The sequence below is a fragment of the Paenibacillus camerounensis genome, from assembly GCF_000723885.1.
Taxonomy (GTDB): Bacteria; Bacillota; Bacilli; order Paenibacillales; family Paenibacillaceae; genus Paenibacillus_AQ; species Paenibacillus_AQ camerounensis.
Map to the genome: position 1 here is coordinate 1 of NZ_CCDG010000105.1, position 18,443 is coordinate 18,443.

General features: G+C 53.7%; 12 protein-coding genes. 11 read left to right on the forward strand and 1 reads right to left on the reverse strand.

Annotated elements, in window-relative coordinates; genetic code table 11:
- Positions 1–92 precede the first annotated feature (92 nt).
- Positions 93–1,565, forward strand: a complete 1,473-nt coding sequence (locus tag BN3772_RS28825; protein WP_042203946.1) for a glycoside hydrolase family 1 protein — start codon at positions 93–95, stop codon at positions 1,563–1,565.
- Positions 1,566–2,253: 688 nt separating this feature from the next.
- Here the strand turns inward: BN3772_RS28825 and BN3772_RS28830 are convergent.
- Positions 2,254–4,248 (reverse strand): beta-galactosidase, encoded by a 1,995-nt coding sequence (locus tag BN3772_RS28830; RefSeq protein ID WP_042203947.1) that lies wholly within the window; start codon positions 4,246–4,248, stop codon positions 2,254–2,256.
- 307 nt (positions 4,249–4,555) lie between these two features.
- Here BN3772_RS28830 and BN3772_RS28835 point away from each other — a divergent pair, with 307 nt between their 5' ends.
- The 10 genes from BN3772_RS28835 to BN3772_RS28880 all read left to right on the forward strand — a co-directional run bounded on the left by BN3772_RS28835 (position 4,556) and on the right by BN3772_RS28880 (position 18,351).
- The gene (locus BN3772_RS28835; RefSeq protein ID WP_425280472.1) at positions 4,556–5,455 is read left to right on the forward strand and encodes an ABC transporter permease; all 900 of its coding nucleotides are present in this window, start codon (positions 4,556–4,558) and stop codon (positions 5,453–5,455) included.
- Positions 5,456–5,471: 16 nt separating this feature from the next.
- Positions 5,472–6,359, forward strand: a complete 888-nt coding sequence (locus tag BN3772_RS28840; protein ID WP_042174515.1) for a carbohydrate ABC transporter permease — start codon at positions 5,472–5,474, stop codon at positions 6,357–6,359.
- A gap of 34 nt (positions 6,360–6,393) precedes the next feature.
- Positions 6,394–8,022, forward strand: a complete 1,629-nt coding sequence (locus BN3772_RS28845) for an extracellular solute-binding protein (RefSeq protein WP_042203948.1) — start codon at positions 6,394–6,396, stop codon at positions 8,020–8,022.
- Between the two features lie 103 nt (positions 8,023–8,125).
- A complete protein-coding gene (locus BN3772_RS28850) occupies positions 8,126–10,483 on the forward strand; it encodes a helix-turn-helix domain-containing protein (protein ID WP_042203949.1) in 2,358 nt (785 codons plus the stop codon).
- A 97-nt stretch (positions 10,484–10,580) separates the two neighbouring features.
- Positions 10,581–13,274, forward strand: a complete 2,694-nt coding sequence (locus tag BN3772_RS28855; RefSeq protein ID WP_425280473.1) for an exo-rhamnogalacturonan lyase family protein — start codon at positions 10,581–10,583, stop codon at positions 13,272–13,274.
- On the forward strand, positions 13,271–13,966 hold the full coding sequence (locus BN3772_RS28860) for a DUF1961 family protein (RefSeq protein WP_042203951.1): 696 nt from the start codon (positions 13,271–13,273) through the stop codon (positions 13,964–13,966). Before BN3772_RS28855 ends, BN3772_RS28860 begins: the two co-directional genes overlap by 4 nt.
- 38 nt (positions 13,967–14,004) lie before the next feature.
- On the forward strand, positions 14,005–14,496 hold the full coding sequence (locus BN3772_RS28865; protein WP_157643673.1) for a hypothetical protein: 492 nt from the start codon (positions 14,005–14,007) through the stop codon (positions 14,494–14,496).
- Between the two features lie 65 nt (positions 14,497–14,561).
- Complete coding sequence (locus BN3772_RS28870; RefSeq protein WP_042203954.1) at positions 14,562–15,362, forward strand: polysaccharide deacetylase family protein; 801 nt, start codon at positions 14,562–14,564, stop codon at positions 15,360–15,362.
- 165 nt (positions 15,363–15,527) lie between these two features.
- On the forward strand, positions 15,528–16,724 hold the full coding sequence (locus BN3772_RS28875) for a rhamnogalacturonan lyase family protein (protein ID WP_244444869.1): 1,197 nt from the start codon (positions 15,528–15,530) through the stop codon (positions 16,722–16,724).
- Positions 16,725–16,965: 241 nt separating this feature from the next.
- On the forward strand, positions 16,966–18,351 hold the full coding sequence (locus tag BN3772_RS28880; RefSeq protein WP_042203974.1) for an MATE family efflux transporter: 1,386 nt from the start codon (positions 16,966–16,968) through the stop codon (positions 18,349–18,351).
- Positions 18,352–18,443: the final 92 nt, after the last annotated feature.

Below are 18,443 nucleotides of genomic sequence, written 5' to 3' on the forward strand. Positions count from 1 at the left end.
ACAACAGCGGCCGGAAGTCCAAATATTCTCTGGAGTCACGGCTCAGCCCTTAATTACAAATCACAACTTCAATCTATATAAAAACCAAGGAGATGAGCACATTGAGCATACAGAAAGGATTTCCGGAAGGTTTTTTGTGGGGCGGCGCGATAGCTGCCAATCAGGCGGAAGGTGCTTTTGATGCGGACGGCAAAGGGCTGTCCACCGCGGATATGGTGCCTTATTTTAAGAAAAAGGATTATACCAATCTGAAAGAGCTGATGCATGTCACCAGTGAATCTATTCAGCGGGGGATGCAGCACACTACGGCTGAGGGGTATCCGAAGCGCTACGGGATTGATTTTTACCATCGTTATAAGGAAGATATCGCTCTGTTCGGCGAGCTGGGCTTCAAGGTGTTCCGGATGTCGATTAACTGGGCGCGGATTTTCCCGAATGGGGATGATGCGGAGCCGAACGAAAAAGGGCTGCAGTTCTATGACGATATGTTCGACGAGATGCATAAGTACGGGATTGAGCCGCTGGTTACTATGTCCCACTATGAAATGCCGATGTCGCTGGTGCTGAATTACGGCGGGTGGAGAAACCGCAAGGTGATTGCTTTTTATGAAAAGTATGCAGAAACAGTGATGACCCGGTACAAGGATAAGGTCAAGTACTGGCTTACTTTTAATGAGATCAACACGACAATCATTGAACCGTTCACCGGCGGCGGCGTGGTTGAAGATACCGTGGATAATATCCGTGAAGCGTCCTATCAGGCGCTGCATCACCAGTTCGTGGCCAGCAGTCTGGCAACGAAAAAGGGCCGTGAGATCAATCCGGAGTTCCGGATCGGCTGCATGCTGGCGCGCATGATTCACTATCCGGCAACCAGCAGGCCTGAGGATGTACATCAGGCACAGTTAGACAACCAGCTCAATCTGCTGCATACCGATGTGCAGGCACGGGGCAGTTATCCTCCGTTTGTGAAGCGGTATTTTGCCGAAAATAACATCAATCTCGTGGTTGAGCCGGGAGACGAGCAGCTGCTGCGTGAGCACACAGTGGATTTCATCTCCTTCAGCTACTACACGTCGCTTATCTCGACGGTGGACCCGGAGAAATATGGCGTGACCGGCGGTAACCTGTTCAGCACGGTGAAGAACCCGAATCTGCAGGTAACCGAATGGGGCTGGCAGCTTGATCCAATCGGTTTGCGTATCGTGCTCAAGGAACTGTACGACCGTTACCAGCTTCCGCTGTTCGTTGTGGAGAATGGTCTCGGGGCAAAAGATAAGGTGGAGGAAGACGGTTCAATCAACGATGACTACCGGATCGACTATCTGCGCAAGCACATCACACAAGTAAAAGAAGCTGTCTTGGACGGGGTTGACGTGATGGGCTATACCAGCTGGGGAGCAATTGATATCATCAGCGCCTCGACCTCCGAGATGTCCAAACGTTACGGTGTGATCTACGTGGATCAGGACGACGAGGGTAAGGGTACGCTGGACCGGTTCAAAAAGAAGAGCTTTTACTGGTATCAGAAGGCGATTGCTTCGAATGGAGCGGATTTGGATTAGTAGCGGAGCAGTGTGATGCGGCAGAGCTTTGCAGCGGTATAAAGTTGCGGGGTTGTTGAAGAGTAATGAAGAGCTATTGCTTATCTACGCACAGCCTGTTGTTATGGCAAGCACTGCTAAGTGTGAGGTTTAGTTGCAGTTTGTGCAATTAAAAACGCTAAATTGCTGCCGTCGCGCCATATAAGTGTACTCTGTGCAGTTATTTTTGCCCATATTGGCCTAAAAGAGGGGTTATGCGGACATTTTAATTGTATGGAATACACTTATATGTGTTTTCCGTGGCCAAACGGCTGTTTTAGTTGTACGGAGTGCAGTTATGTAGGTTAGTTAGCTGGCTGGAATGATCGACAGGGGAGTGCACTTATGGTAGGGCTAAATGGCCTATGCAGCTTGCTATCAAGCGGAATTAACCATTAAGCATTACTTACACATCTAAAAAGCAGTATGCAGCGGAATTAAATCCGGCTGCGTACTGCTTTTTTTGCGATAAGACGTGTGCGACCAAGTGTGCGGGACATATATGGGACAAGTGTGTGACGGCATGCATGCACGATCATACGAGAGCCCCCATTCATGTACGGCCAGCGCACTCATCTTCATTCCTATGTGACCGGATTCCGTGCTTCGGGTTTATTGTTTATTGCAGCATAACCCGCTTCTAAATGAACCGCGGTGCAAATCCGCGCCACTATTCTCGGAGTGCAATGAGCCGGTATTCATACGGCTCCAGCATCAGCGGGCCGGCCGGTACAGCCCGGCCGGCAAGGACATCCTGCCCGCTGCGCGGCAGGGTCACAGTGCCCCCGAGACCGTCCATGTTCACGACGGTCCACAGCTCGCCCGCGTCCCCGCGCCGCGGGCACACCACAGTGCCGGCAGTGACGTCGCTGCGCAGCGTCACACCGGCCCGGCCGGCATAATGCCCGATCAGCGCCTGCAGCAGCTGATCGCCGTCCCCGCCGGCCGGCAGCGAGCCGAGCATTACGATGGCCCCCCGGCCATACGGCTGCTCGGTCGCAAAGGCAAGGCCCGGCGTCCGGCCCTCCGTGATCTCGCCGATCACGGAGGCTCCGCCGGGCAGCGGCTCAAACACCGCGCTCCATAAGGACAGCGGCGCGGACAAGCCAAAAGCCTGCCCGATGCTGCCGGTTCCCTCCATCGGGTAGACGTATTTGGTATGCACGCCTGCATACCGCTCAAGCGTACCCAGAGCAGCATCGGTATGCAGGGTGTGTTCAGCTGTGCGTCCGCCGCTCAGCGGGCCGGCGATCCAGATGCCGCCGGCCTCCGTGAACGCCAGTGCTCTCTGCAAATACTCAGGGGACAGATAGTGCACGAAGGGGGTGAACAGCAGCTTGTAGCCGCTGAGCTCGCCGCCTTCCGGCACCAGATCACGGTGAATGCCCATGTCCACGAACCTTTTATAAAAGTCACCGAGCAGGGAGCGGTAGTTCAGCTTCCGGTGCGGCTCGGTAGCCAGATAAGCTTTGGTCCGGTCCGAGTAGGTTATTGCGACCTCAGCCTGCACCGGCCGGGTAGCCAGCATATGCGGCTCGACTGCCAGCCGGGCCTTTGATGCGGCCCGTACATTATCGTATCCGAGCGCCGGGTCGCCCCAGGCGCTGAGAATCGAGCTGTGTGTCTGCTCGCTGCCCGAGCGCTGCTGCCGCCACAGCCAGTAGCAGAAAGCCCCGGCTCCAAGTGCATACGCGGACACTGCTTCGGCTGTGAGGTAGCCGTCCGGATGCGGCTGGCCGTAACTCGTGAGGGAGCCGGCATATGCCGGGCTGGTCTCAAGCAGCCAGAAATCCCGTCCGGGCTTGAAATTTCGCCATAGATCACAGTTCAGCAGATAAGCATGGCGGTTGGCCTGGGAGGCATAGGTGTCATATGAGGCAAAATCCAGCTCCTTAAACAGCTGCTCATTATCCACGTGAAAAGCAACGCTGCTATTGTGGGTGATAGGCGCATCCGAATAGCGGCGCAGAATACTTGCCTGCTCTGCTGCGAATTCAGCGAGTTTCTCCATATGGAACAGCCTGTACAATGTAACAAGCGAGGAGTTATGGAGGAACGGGGTAGCCACAGGCTGCGGCACCTGCTCAAAGGACTGATAGGTATGGCTCCATACAGCGGTTCCCCAAGCGTCATTCAGCCTGTCAATGCTGCCGTAGCGCTGCTCCAGCCACTCATGCCACAGTAATCTGCAGGTTCCGCAGATGCATTCGGCTACATGCGCCTTGAATTCATTATCGAGCTGCCAGGCAACAAGGCCGGGCAGCTGCCCCAGCTCCCGGGCCAGATGTTCGGCAATAATGGCTGCCCGCTGCCGGAAGTACGGATTATTGGTACAGACATGCTGCCTGGACCCGTGATTCATCACCGTTCCGTCTGCCTTGACGAACAGGCGCTCAGGATGTCCGTGCGTCAGCCATATAGGCGGTGTTGCGGTTGGGGTACACATAATGGTGTCGATGCCGTGGTTATGCAGCAGCCGGACATATTCGGCAAACGGGCGTACATCAATAAGATCCTCCTCAGGCTCCAGCTCTGACCAGATGAACTCACCCATACGGACCAGGTTGATACCGGTTTCCTTCATAAGCTGATAATCCTGCTGCCGCTCCTGTTCTCCCCACAGCTCCGGATACCATGCGGCACCGTAATACAGTTTATGCTTCACTGAACATACCTCCAGGTGATTATAATGAAAGGATTTATTCTTCCGGCATCATAGTTGCCGCCTGTCAGGCAGGCAATAGTAATGTTTTGCCGGCTTTGCACTTTATTGAATTGTGCTGTACCAAACCGGCTGCAGAACCATCCAAAAAGTATGATTGCCGGAAAAATGTAACAGGGACATAATGGGAACCGTAGCCCAAGAGAATAGACAAGGCTGCATAATCCTATCGGAGGTGAATGTAATGAAACAAGGAGCGGCGATGGGAACGGCGGAGATTCATACTGGCGCCTACCGCAGTAAGCGGGAGATGGTCTTCAAACGTCTAAAGCGCGATAAATGGCTCTACATCCTGCTAACCCCGGGACTCCTGTATTTTTTGGTATTTAAATATGTACCAATGTGGGGGATTTTGCTCGCATTCAAAGATTTCCAGCCTTTCCTGGGCTTCATGAAAAGCGAATGGGTCGGACTTGAGCATTTCCGCACATTTTTCCAGAACCCGGACTTTTTCATGCTGCTGCGTAACACACTTGTATTGTCACTGCTGAATCTGGTGTTCTTTTTCCCGGCACCGATTATACTGGCTCTACTATTAAATGAAATACGGCTGTCCTTCTACAAACGGACGATTCAAACCCTGATTTATGTGCCGCATTTTATATCCATGGTTATCGTCGCCAGTATATCCTATGTATTTCTGACCACTCAGGGCGGAGCAGTGAATGAATTCCTGTATACGTATACAGGAAGCAAAATTGACTTCCTCGCCGACCCTAACTGGTTCAGGCCGATGATCATTCTCCAGACAATCTGGAAGGAATGCGGATGGGGAACAATCATCTTCCTCGCTGCGCTGGCCGGTGTCGATGTGGAGCAATATGAAGCAGCTGTAATGGACGGAGCAAGCCGCTTGCGTCAGATCTGGCATATTACACTGCCTGCAATCCGCAGCACGATTGTCATTCTGCTGATTCTGCGGATGGGAACCATTCTGGACAACGGGTTCGAGCAGATCTATCTGATGATGAATGCGCTCAACCGCGAAGTTGCTGAAGTCTTTGATACATATGTATATGCGCTGGGGATTACCCAGGGGGCATTCAGCTACAGTACGGCTGTCGGGCTGTTCAAATCCGTAATCGGTGTTGTACTGGTGCTCGGCACCAACTGGCTCGCCAAAAAATTCGGCGAATCGGGACTTTACTAAGAGGGAGGCTGTTTGCGTGGTTAAGAAGCAATATCGGAGCACGGGTGAGATCACCTTTGACATCTTCAATTACATTATCTTGGGAATTATCGGAATCACCGCCATACTGCCGTTTCTGTTCGTAGTCGCCGGTTCGTTCGCAACTGAGGCGGAAATTACGAAGCGTGCGGTCTTCCTGATTCCTACAACGATTTCGTTCGATGCTTATAAATTCATCTTTTCAACGGATACGATTGTACGAAGCATCGGGGTTTCCTTATATGTGACGGCTGTCGGGACGATTGTCAATTTGTTCTTTACCGTAACCATGGCTTATCCGATGGCAAAGCGGTATCTGATGGGCCGCAATATGATCCTGAATCTGGTTATTTTCACCATGCTGTTCGGGGGAGGCATGATCCCCACCTATCTGGTCATACGTGATCTCCAGCTGCTGGATACCTTAAATGCCCTGATTTTGCCGGGGGCAATCAGCGCGTTCAATCTGATTATTGTTAAAAACTTCTTCCAGGAGCTTCCGGTGGAAATGGAGGAGGCGGCACGGATTGACGGCTGCAGTGAGCTTGGCCTGCTGTGGAAAATCGTGCTTCCGCTCTCAAAGCCGGTGCTTGCGACCTTTACGCTCTTTTACGCGGTAGGGCACTGGAATAACTTCTTCTCGGCGCTGCTCTATATCAATGATCCATCCAAGTGGCCGCTGCAGGTAATGCTGCGCCAGATCGTTATGCTGTCCCAGTCGGCAGCCGGCGACCTCAGCCAGATGGACCCGAATTTCATACAGCCGCCTGAGCAGTCGATCAAAATGGCCGTAATCGTGGTCGGCACACTTCCGATTATGTGTGTCTATCCGTTTCTGCAAAAACATTTCGCCAAAGGGGTGATGCTCGGTTCAGTCAAAGGGTAATCTGTTATGCTTAACATATAAAGGGAGGCCAATTATGAAAACTCAAGGTTTAGCAGGAAAGAAATCCGTTAAATTTAAAAAGCGGTTGTTTACATTACTGTCAACTATTATGATTGTAAGTGTAATGTCAGGCTGTGGAAGTAACAATGATACGAAGAATGCGTCAGGAACTGCAGGCAGTGAAGGAAATGCCAAGTCTGAGGCTACAGCGGGAACGGAAACAGAGAAGCCGCTGGATCTGACGCTGATGCTGCCGATTTTCAAAACCAATTATCCGAAGGATGACAGCCCCGTTGCTGCCAAGCTGGAGGAGCTGACCAATACTAATATCCATTTTGAATGGGTACCGAATGCTTCCTATACCGATAAATTCAACATTACGCTTGCTTCAGGCAAACTGCCCGATATTATTTATGTAGGCGATGTTAAGGCTTCGAGCTTTGTCAATGCGGCAAGATCCGGCGCGTTCTGGGAGGTTGGACCCTACCTTAAGGATTATCCTAACCTGAGCCAGGCTAACCCGGTCATTCTGAACAACTCGGCTATCGACGGCAAGAACTACGGAATTTACAGAGGCCGGGCGCTGGGCCGCAACGGTGTAGTATTCCGCAAAGACTGGCTGGAGAAGCTGGGTCTTGAGACTCCGCAGACGGTGGACGAGTTCTACAATATGCTGAAAGCGTTTAAAGAGCAGGATCCGGACGGTAACGGCAAGGACGATACCTACGGCATGGTAATGGTAAAGTGGACCGGCGGCTGGGCCAGCGGCTTTGATGCGATGAAGCTGTGGTTCGGATCTCCGAATAAATGGGGCATCCAGGATGGCAAGCTTGTACCTGAGCATGAATATCCGGAGTATGTGGAAGCGCTTAAATTTATGAAAAAGCTGTATGATGAGCAGCTGGTCAACTCCGACTTTGCAGTTATGGACAGCTCTAAATGGAGCGATCCGGTTGTTAACAACCAGGCTGGCGTTATTGTTGACGTAGTGGATACTGCTGCACGGATTGACGACAAGATTCATGCTGCACTGCAAAAAGAAGGCAAAGATGAGCCAGACCGTCACTACATGGATGTTATTGGCGGCGTTAAGGGAGAGGACGGACAGCTGCATACACTCCCGACTTCCGGCTTCGCCGGTATGCTGGCTATCCCGAAATCCTCCGTCAAAACAGAGGATGAGCTGAAGCGGGTACTGGCTTTCCTGGATAAGGTGAATGATGCGGAACTGCAAACGCTGACAGGATACGGAATTGAGGGTGTCCATTATAACCTTGTGGATGGTTTTGTAGAACGTTCAACGGACACTGTTCTGCTGGAATCTGAAGTCGAAGGTCTGAACCAGATGGTTCCTTATATTCCGGATGAGAACGCAAAAGCCGCGAAGCAGATTAAGCAGACGGAACTGCGGAACAAGCAGACGGAATTGCAAAAGACAAATGAAGCAACTATCGTAGTTAATCCGGCAGAAGCACTGATCTCTACTGTGTATACACAAAAAGGCTCACAGCTTGATAATGTCATCAATGATGCGCGCATCAAGTTTATTGTCGGACAAATCGACGAAGCCGGGCTGAAATCAGCCTTTGACGTATGGCGCAAGACAGGCGGAGACGAACTGGTAAAAGAAATGAACGAATTGTACGCAAAATTGGGTAAATAGCATCCGGCCCCGCTCCATGCACCGGCCGGAATAGCCCCATTAATGCCGCAAGGCTGCAATGCTAAACTATGAATTCGGCTGGTGAATAGACATGGAGAATGGAATGACAGAAAAGCGGAAGGGCTTTATACGGGGATGGAAGGGGCGCAAGGGGCGGTATTACCGCAATAATCTGATTATTGTGCTGATTGTCTCGTCCATTCCCGGCCTGATCATAGGATTGCTTGTATATTGGATGGCGGGCGGAAGCCTGGAGGAGGAGCTGCTCGAGATGCACAACCGGCAGATCGAGCAGCGTGCCGCCAATATTGATGACCAGCTGTCCAATCTGGAGCTGATGCTGGCTCATTGGGCATTTGATCCTAAGTTTGACTATAGCCTCAAGGGTATGGATTTTACAATGGATCACGAGCGGGCTTGGGACATCACCAAGACGCTGCTCGTCATGCAGGGCTCCAATTCCATGGCGCGCCAGGTGGAGCTGTTTCTGGCGGATGAGCGTCCGGTGCTGTTCGGCACAGAGTATGGTACGGTAACGTCTTCCGGAGCTGCCGTTTATGAAAAGCTGATGAAGACGGAGCAAAGCACCTACTGGACAGAGACGGCTTTTGACCCGGCGAAGCCTAAGTCTAAAGAACTGACACTTGTGCACCATATTCCCGGCGGCAGCCTAGAGCCGTTCGGGGTATTGCTGCTGCGGATGGATACGCAGAAGGTTGCAGACATGCTGCGGACGATGACGCCGTATAACAGCGGAGAGGTGTATATGCTGCAGAAATCAGGCGGCTTGTTCATCTCCGGAAGCGGGGTTGATAATACCCCCACGCCGTTTGTTGGTGCGCTGCAGACGGCTATAGAAACGAGAGGCAGCGGTGACAGCACTTCCTTCCTGTATGACTGGAACGGGGTTACCTATGCGGTGACCTACGGTGATTTCTCCCGGATTTCCAGCGAATGGGCTTATGTATCCGCTTCACCGATTTCAAGCATAACCTCCCCGGTGGTGGAGCTTTCAAGAACCATTATTACAGTCAGCCTGAGTGCGCTGCTGCTAGCGGCGGTTCTGTCCTGGATTGCCTCCCGCCGGATCTATTCGCCTTTCCGCCGTCTTCTGAAGACGCTGCTCCCTGAGCACGATGTCTCCGGAGACCGGGAGGATGAGGTGACGCTGATCGAGCGGCACTGGCAGAATCTGCACGGGCAGCAGAATGCATTGCAATACACCCTTTCGGAGCAGCTGCCGCATGTACAGCGCAGCTTCCTTCACCAGCTGTTTCTCGGCTATCACTATGCTTTTTCCGAGCAGGAGCTGCTAGGCCGGATGAAGCAGTACAAGTGGGAAGTAGACAATTGCGTCTTCGTGGTGCTATACATTCAGCTTACGGGTATTTCCAGTCTTGAGGCTAAGTTCCGCAGCGGGGACGAGAGCCTGGTCTCTTTTGCGGCGGTTAATATTATCGGAGAATTGGCGGCCGAGCACTTTGGTCAGGCGGAGACAGTCAATCTGCATAACCTTACTGCCGGTATCCTGCTGATTGAACCGGGAACAGGCCCGGAGCCGGCCCGGGTACAGGCATTCGGCGAAGAGATGGCTGCCACCCTTAACCGGATGCTTAAGCTGCAGGCTACAGTGGCATACAGCTCACCGATGGAACAGATTTCAAGTATTCCCCGCTCATTTGAAGCAGTTAAGCAGGCAGCGAAGCACCGCAGATACGGGGGCGGTAACCAGGTAGTCAGCCTGGAGCAACTGGAGCGGGAAGGAGAGGGCGCTCATATGCCGCAATATTCGTTCGCTCTGGAACGTGGCCTGATTCAGGCGCTGCGCACCGGCGAAGCGGAGGAGGCAGACCGGCTGCTGGAGGAATTCCTCACCACGCTATCCGCTGACGGCGCTAAGGTCATTGACGTGCAGCAGGGGATGCTGCATCTGCTCGGTGCGGTACAGCATGCTGTGCTGGAAGCAGGGATTGCGCCGAACCAGCTGTTCAAAGGCAAGAATCTTTACGCCGGCCTGTCACAGATTCATGAGCCGGGTATGATTCTGCCATGGTTCCGCGACCAAGTCGTTTCTCCTTTCCTAAAGGAGCTGTCCGAGCGTTCGGATGCCGGTATCCGGCGGACGATTGATCAGGCCATGCTGTACATTCAAGAGCATTACATGGACAATATCTCACTGGACAGCTGCGCGGATTATACGGGGACAAGCCCGTTCCTGCTCAGCAAGTCTTTTAAACGGGTGACCGGACAGAACTTTATTGATTACTTAACGGAGCTTCGGATTGAAAAAGCCAAAGAGCTGCTTCGTGACACGGATCTGAAAATGAATGATGTTGCGATGCAGGTCGGCTATCAGCAGAGCTATTTTAACCGGATATTCAAAAAACAGGAGGACATCACACCGACACGCTACCGTGAGCTGAGCCGGCATGAAGGGGAGAAAGGCACCGGAAGCCGGTAGGCTTGTAGCGGGCAGGTTATACGGATGGGCGCCATACATGCTCTGCGGCGGCTTGTATAAGCCAAGATTTACTGCCCGTATGATGTCTAAAAAGGAGATGACAGCCTTGTCTTCAGCCTTGCCGATCCATTTACACTGGCTGAACCAACCCGCCGCAGCTGCGGGGGTTACATGGGGAGTTCCCTGGACCAAAGGAGAGTTGAACCGCAAGGAGCTCGCCGATCTTTATCTTAACGGGCCGGACGGTAATTCCCGTCTGCCGCTGCAAAGCCGTCCGGCTGCTTATTGGCCGGACGGTACTATTAAATGGTCATTTCATTCGGCAGTCTGCCCGGAAGGCGGAGCGGAAGGGTATACACTTGAACGATATACAAAGCCGGAAGCTGTCCAGTATACAGCAAAGATATCCGTCCGTGAGACGGAGGAAGCTTACATCGTGGATACAGGTGCGATTATTTGCAGTGTAGGTAGACACGGTGCGGGACCAATCTCGCAGATTTTGCGCCGGAGACCGGAGCAAGCAGGCGCTTCAGATAGCAATTCCGGACATTCAGGAGATATAAAGGATGTCAGTGCAATGGGCGGGCAGCGGGTATGCAGCGGAAGCGAGCTGGTCTGTCTGCGTGAGCAGCGGGATACGCTGAGCGGTGAGCTGACACTGCGTCAGGAACGGTTCACCGGCGTAACCAGACAGGCTTCCCTGGAGGAGAACGGGCCGCTGCGTGCTGTGATCCGTCTGGACGGCCGGCACCGCAGCAGTAACGGAGCAGGAGAGTGGCTTCCCTATACGCTGCGGCTGTATTTTTATGCCGGGCTTGAGTCGATCCGGCTAGTGCATACCTTTTATTATGACGGTAACCCGCAGCAGGATTTCATCAAGGGGCTGGGTATCCGGTTCAGAGTGCCGCTGAGCGGACCGCTGTATAACCGTCATATCCGGTTTGCAGGCAGTGAGGGCATTTTCAGCGAATCGCCAAAGACACTCCATACCCGCAGAACCAAGGGGAAATATGCAGAGCTGTTCGCTGACCAGCTGGAAGGCCGTACCCTGCAGTTCGACCCCGGGGAGGATGCCTATTTCACCGGACTGCTGCGGGATTCGGCAGTATGGGACAGCTTCCGGCTTGTTCAGGATTCCTCGGAGCATTTTGCCGTCCATAAGCGTACCGGCCCGGATTGTGTCTGGATCAAGGGGGCAGAGGGACGGCGTGCCGGAGGGCTGGGCTATATCGGCTCGGAGGGCGGCGGTCTGGCTGCCGGAGTGAAGGATTTCTGGCAGAAGCATCCGTCGGGTCTTGAGCTTAGCGGTGCTGCCGGCGATGAAGCCGGGTTGACCGTCTGGTTCTGGTCGCCGGAGGTTCCGGCGATGGACCTGCGCCATTACGATACGAAGACCCATGTGGAGTCTTCATATGAAGGAGCAGAGGAGCTGCGTGCTACCCCGTATGGTATTGCCAACACCAATGAGCTGACCCTGTGGTGCACTTCGGGGACACCGGATTCCGCCGGGCTGCTGCAGATGCAGCGGGAGGCGGATCATCCGCCGCTCCTCGTCTGTGAACCGGAGTATTATCACCGCAGCCGGGCATTTGGCCTATGGAGCCTGCCGGATCGAAGCACACCTGCCAAGGCCTATCTGGAGGAGCGGCTGGACGGGATTATCTCCTTCTACCAGGCGGAACTGGAGCAGCGCAAATGGTATGGCCTGTGGGATTACGGGGATTTCATGCACAGCTACGATCCCGTGCGCCATGTCTGGAACTATGATCTGGGGGGCTGCGCCTGGCAGAATGCGGAGCTGGTGCCGAATATGTGGCTGTGGGTGAGCTTTTTGAGAACCGGGCGCGCGGATATATTCCGTATGGCTGAGGCGATGACCCGGCATACCAGCGAGGTGGACGTCTATCACTTCGGGGAGTATGCGGGGCTCGGCTCGCGGCATAACGTGGTGCATTGGGGCTGCGGCTGCAAGGAAGCGCGGATCGCTATGGCCGGGCTGCACCGTTATTACTATTACCTTACCGGTGATGAACGGATCGGCGACATCATGGACGGAGTGAAGGATGCCGACTACACGACGGTGACGCTGGACCCGATGCGGGCTTATTTTCCCAAGGATGAATTTCCGACACATGTGCGGGTTGGCCCGGATTGGGCGGCGTTCAGCTCGAACTGGATGACCCGTTGGGAACGATACGAAGATACGTTTTACCGCGATAAAATATTGACCGGATTGGACGGGATCAAAGCAGCCAATCTGCGGCTCATCTCCGGTCCAACCTACGGATATGATCCCAAAACCGGCATCCTCAGCCCGATGGGTGATGATAACTGGGGCCGGCATCTGGCGATCTGCATGGGCGGGCCGCAGGTGTGGTTCGAGCTCGCCATGATGCTGGAGGACCCGGTATGGGAGGATATGCTCGCTGAATTCGGCGTGTTCTATAACCTGCCGCAGGAAGAGAAGGATGCTTATGCAGGAGGAGCAATTACAGGCAAGCTGCGCTTTGAGCACCCTGTACTGAGTGTTGCTATTGCTGCTTACGGGGCATGGTACAAGGATGACCGGGCAACGGCTGACCGCTGCTGGAGTATCCTGCTTGAGAATCCGTTCGGTGCAGTCAATCTGCAGGAAGCGCAGACGCCGGTTACTTACATGGAAGAGCTGAATGAAATTGACTGGATGAATACGAACGAAGCCTCCCAATGGTCGCTCAATACGATTATTGCACTGGAGCTGATTGCAGAAGCCTTGCCGGAGCGTAATTCCGTGAAGGGGGCAGCAGAATGACACCTCAGCAGAATGCAGCGCTGATCCCGGAGCAGTGGCGGGAGATATACCGGAATACGCTGGCGGACCCGGAGCAAACGGCCGGATTCCGGATGGAGGGGGACGGCGCTGTAACCTTTCCGATGGGCCGGTTACGGCTGGAGAGCACGCGGGCTGCTTCGGAGGGTCAGAAGGCTAATGTTGTGTTCTGGTGTCCTGAGGTATTTCCGGGGGATCTGGCAGTATCATGGAAATTCCGGCCGCTGCGGGAGCCTGGACTGGCCATTCTGTTCTTCGCTGCCGCCGGCGCCAATGGCAAAGACCTGTTTGACCCGTCGCTGGCCGCACGTACAGGGGAATATGACCAGTACCATCACGGGGAGATGAACGCTTTTCATATCTCTTATTTCCGGCGGATGTGGGAGGAGGAGCGTTCCTTCCACACCTGCAACCTGCGCAAGAGCTACGGCTTCCATCTGGTCGCGCAGGGGGCTGATCCGCTGCCGGATGTGGCCGATATGACTGCTGCCTATGAGCTGCTGGTGGTGAAGCGGGGGTCTACAGTAACCTTTGCAATTAACGGGCTGCCGCTGCTGCAGTGGACCGATGACGGCTCGTCCTATGGTCCGCTGCTTGCCGGCGGCCGGATCGGCTTCCGCCAGATGGCACCGCTGATTGCGGAGTACAGCGATCTGGTTGTGTATGCGCCCTGAATGGCCCGGAAGCCGCTGAGCGTGGGCGTGCAGTAAGTATGAGAGGCACAAATGCCTTTGAATTCGGCCGGAGCGGCCAAATGTGTGAAATGAGAGGCAAAAGTGCCTTTGATTTGGGCCGACGCAGCCAAATGTGTGAAATGAGAGGCATAAGTGCCCTTGATTTGGGCCGAAGCGGCCAAATGTGTGAAATGAGAGGCAAAAGTGCCTTTGATTTGAGCCGACGAGGCCAAATTGGCGAAATGAGAGGCACAAATGCCTTTGAATTTGGCCGGAGCGGTCAAATGTGTGAAATGAGAGGCACAAATGCCCTTGATTTGAGCCGGAGCGGCCAAATGTGTGAAATGAGAGGCAAAAGTGCCTTTGATTTGGGCCGAAGCAGCCAAATTGGCGAAATGAGAGGCACAAATGCCCTTGAATTGAGCCGGAGCGGCCAAATGTGTGAAATGAGAGGCATAAGTGCCCTTGATTTGGGCCGAAGCGGTCAAATTGACGAAATGAGAGGCACAAATGCCTTTAAATTCGGCTGACGCGGCCGAGTGGACACTATCTTAGATGAGATACAATTATCCAGAACCAAGGAGGCGTAACAGCAATGCCTGGAGTGTATTACTGCTATCCGGAAGGCCGGCACAAGGCGCTGACAATGAGCTATGACGACGGCAGACGTGCGGATGAGCGGCTGGTCGGCCTGTTCAACCAATATGGAATCAAAGGAACCTTCCATTTGAATTCCGGCCTGCTGGGAGAAGGGGACCGGATTACAGCGGAGGAGATTCCTCAGCTCTATAAGGGCCATGAGGTCAGTGCCCATACGCGGCGCCATCCGACGATGGCACGCTGTCCGCAGGAATATATCGTTGAGGAAATTATGGAGGACCGCAAGGCGCTGGAGGCGCTGCTGCATCAGCCGGTCCGCGGCATGTCTTACCCGAACGGGTCGTATACTGCCGAGATCAAAAAGCTGCTGCCGCATCTGGGCATTGAGTATGCCCGGACCGTACAGAGTACCGGCGGCTTCGGCCTGCCGGAAGACTTCCTGGAATGGCCGGCAACCTGCCATCACAACCGGGGGCTGCTGGAACACGGGGAGAATTTCGTCGGACTGTTCAAACGGCAATATCTGTATCTGATGTATGTATGGGGACACAGCTATGAATTCGACAACGATAATAACTGGGAGCTCATGGAGCGCTTTTGTGCCCTGGCCGGCGGCCGGGAGGACATCTGGTATGCTACCAATCTGGAGTTAGTCCATTATATGAAGGCTTGCCGGAGTCTGATTTTTTCGGCTAGCCGGGATTTTGTATATAATCCGAATGCTGCTGCGGTCTGGCTCGAGGTTGACGGTCAAATCGTTGAAGTGCCGGGCGGGCAGACAGTAGACTTGGGTTAATAATCGGAGCAGGCCGGGAGAGACGACCGGTTGCACCTGCTGCAGGCGGGGCAAACGGATAGGAGACAAGGGGGAGCGACTGTGAATAACACCAATCATACCAACAATCAATCATTGCACCGGCTGGCCGGAATCGACATTTCGGCTGCCGGTCCCAGATGCAAAATGCTGATCGGGGATCTCGACGGGGACGGCAGGGCTGAGCTGCTGCTGGTGCAGCCGGATAACCGCCAGGATGTCAGATACATTCCGCATCAGGTCCAGTGTCTGACCGCTTATGATCTGGACGGACGGCTACTGTGGCAGACCGGTAAGCCGGATGAGGGGGCAGGAAGCCAGGGCTCGGATTATCCGGCCCAGATCTATGATATTGACGGTGACGGTGCGCTTGAGGTGCTGTGTGTCATGGATGATAAGCTGCAAATATTGGAAGGGGCAACCGGAAAAGTGAAGGCAGTACACGAGCTGCCCTCCGCTGAAGCGCATGACTGCATCATTATTGCCAATCTGAGCGGTAACGAGCACCCTTCTGACATTATCCTCAAGGACCGTTACCACAAGTTGTGGGCACTCGACAAAAACCTTCAGCTGCTGTGGACTCATGAAGGCAATGTGGGCCATTATCCATGGGTATCCGATCTCGACGGTGACGGGCGTGATGAGGTTATGGCCGGTTATGATCTTCTGGATGCCGACGGGAAGCTGAAATGGAGCTGCCATGATCTGGATGATCACGCAGATTGCCTGTGGGTCGGTGATGTGAACGGCGACGGCCTTCCCGAGCTGGTGGTCGGGGGAAGTGTTACAGTTATGTATGACCGGGACGGACAGGAGCTGTGGCGGTACGAGGGCTCCATTGAATCCCAGCATCTGGCCCTTGGGCGCTTCTGCCCTGAGCTGCCCGGACTGCAGATTGCCGGGCTTGACCGTATGGTCCGCGAGGATGACGGCAAGGGTCTTAAGGGAAAGGACGCCATGTTCCTGCTGGATCAGAACGGCCGGGAGCTGTGGAAAGAGGAGCGCACTACGGACGGCTGGCTTACAATCGTGGATGCGGTCAGCAGCTTCTGGAAGAATGCGCCTGACTACATTCTGGCGTACCGGCGCGGCGAAGGCGTGCTGCCTGCGCTATATGACGGTAAAATGAACATCGTTGCACAGTTCGCGGAGCAGGGCTATGCCGTGCACGGGGATCTGCTGGGCAGCGGCACTGAGCAGGTTATCATCTATACGGATGAGCTGGCAGCAGTCTATGCCGGTGAGCCGCTTCCGCTTAACCCGGTTCATCCGGGCCGTCAGCTTCCGCAGCCCAAACGGCTGTACAGCTCCACCCTCTACCCTGGCGGTGAAGTTGCGCTCTAAGGACGTGCTCTATTAAGGTATATAGAATATGCAGCATGATTAACGCTGCTGTAACCCGGAATAACCCGTGAGGCATAAGCCTCCGGGTTATTTGTATTATTAAGCATAACATTATACGGTCACGGACTATCCCTATTGTATAGTAACCGTCCGTTTAACAGACGAAATGGGGATTTTGTAGTAAACTGGAAGGAATGTACTTTGTGCTCTCAAATTCTACAGAAAAGAATGTGATATGTTTATGCAGCTTCAGGCTCGGATACGCAGTAAGCAATGGCTGGAACAATACCTTACCGGGGAAGGGATGGATTACCGGCAGATTATCGCCCTGTTCCTTCCCATCCTAATCGATCAGGCCTTCATCATCGGGCTGAACCTGGTCAACACAGCGATGATCAGCTCGTCCGGAATGGCGGCGGTCAGTGCGGTGAATATGGTGGACTCACTGAATATTTTTCTGATCAATGTATTTGTGGCGATTGCTACCGGCGGAACAGTAGTGGTGGCTCAGTATAAGGGCAGCGGAAATGACCGGATGGTGTCACAGGCTGCAGCGGGTTCCGTTACTTCGGTATCGCTGATTTCTGTAGGAATCGGTCTTCTGCTAATGGGCTTCCACTCCCCGATCTTAAATCTCCTGTTCGGGTCAGCCTCTGCTGATGTACTGGACAATGCCCGGATTTATATGATCGGCAGCAGCATCTCCTATCTGGGGATTGCCGTAGTTCAGGCCGTATGCGGTGCGCTGCGGGGTGTGGGCCGGACACGGGCTTCCCTGATGCTGTCACTGATTATGAATCTTTTGTACGTACTCCTGAACATTGTTTTTATAAATCTGCTGGATATGGGTGTGCTGGGCATGACGCTGGCGGTCAATATCGCGCGGTATACGGGAATGATCTGTGCCCTTGTGTACCTGTTCAAAATCGATACGGCTCTGCGTGTGCGCGTGCGCGATCTTCTCCGCGTCCCGCTTGATATGCTGCGCAAAATTATGTTCATCGGCGTCCCCTTTGCGGCGGAGCAGATGTTTTTTAACGGCGGCAAGCTGCTGACCCAGATTTTTATCGTCAGCCTGGGTACCTATGCTATTGCGACCAATGCTATTGCAGGCTCTCTGGCCATGGTGTTTCAGATCCCGGCAAGTGCGTTGTCCCTAACTATTGTAACGGTAGTCGGGCAAAGCATCGGGCGGGGGAATGTTGCTGATGCCAGGAAATTTATCAAAGCCTTTCTATGGATCGGTTCAGGCTCCTATGTCCTGGTTACGCTGATTCTGATGCCGTTGTTCCATCCGCTGGTATCTATCTTTTCTCCGCCTCCGGAAATCATCGATGATTTGTTTATAGTGCTGCTGGTCAATGCGGTTGCCCAGATTCCGCTGTGGGCTGTCAGCTTTATTCTCCCGTCCGCGCTGCGGGCAGCAGGGGATTCGCGGTTTACCTCCATCACCTCGATGCTGTCAATGTGGCTGTTCCGGGTTGTACTGGGCTATATTCTCGGGATTGTGCTCGGCTATGGCGTGCTCGGAGTATGGATGGCGATGAACTGCGAGTGGGCTGTCCGCGGGGCTGTTTTCCTGTGGCGGTTCAGAGGAGATAAATGGTTTGCCCATAAGCTGATCTGAAGCATTTGGTAATCGGATATGCTGAGGAAAAATGATGTTTTCGCAATTAAAACGGATTCATTTCCTGTATTGGATATAATAGTTTTACCCGC

Excerpts from the sequence above, each read along its gene's own strand:
- BN3772_RS28825 (WP_042203946.1), top strand. The coding sequence starts at position 93 with ATGAGCACATTGAGCATACAGAAAGGATTTCCGGAAGGTTTTTTGTGG.
- BN3772_RS28835 (WP_425280472.1), top strand. The coding sequence starts at position 4,556 with ATGGTCTTCAAACGTCTAAAGCGCGATAAATGGCTCTACATCCTGCTA.
- BN3772_RS28845 (WP_042203948.1), top strand. The coding sequence starts at position 6,394 with ATGAAAACTCAAGGTTTAGCAGGAAAGAAATCCGTTAAATTTAAAAAG.
- BN3772_RS28850 (WP_042203949.1), top strand. The coding sequence starts at position 8,126 with ATGACAGAAAAGCGGAAGGGCTTTATACGGGGATGGAAGGGGCGCAAG.
- BN3772_RS28855 (WP_425280473.1), top strand. The coding sequence starts at position 10,581 with ATGACAGCCTTGTCTTCAGCCTTGCCGATCCATTTACACTGGCTGAAC.
- BN3772_RS28860 (WP_042203951.1), top strand. The coding sequence starts at position 13,271 with ATGACACCTCAGCAGAATGCAGCGCTGATCCCGGAGCAGTGGCGGGAG.
- BN3772_RS28865 (WP_157643673.1), top strand. The coding sequence starts at position 14,005 with ATGAGAGGCACAAATGCCTTTGAATTCGGCCGGAGCGGCCAAATGTGT.
- BN3772_RS28870 (WP_042203954.1), top strand. The coding sequence starts at position 14,562 with ATGCCTGGAGTGTATTACTGCTATCCGGAAGGCCGGCACAAGGCGCTG.
- BN3772_RS28875 (WP_244444869.1), top strand. The coding sequence starts at position 15,528 with ATGCTGATCGGGGATCTCGACGGGGACGGCAGGGCTGAGCTGCTGCTG.
- BN3772_RS28880 (WP_042203974.1), top strand. The coding sequence starts at position 16,966 with ATGCAGCTTCAGGCTCGGATACGCAGTAAGCAATGGCTGGAACAATAC.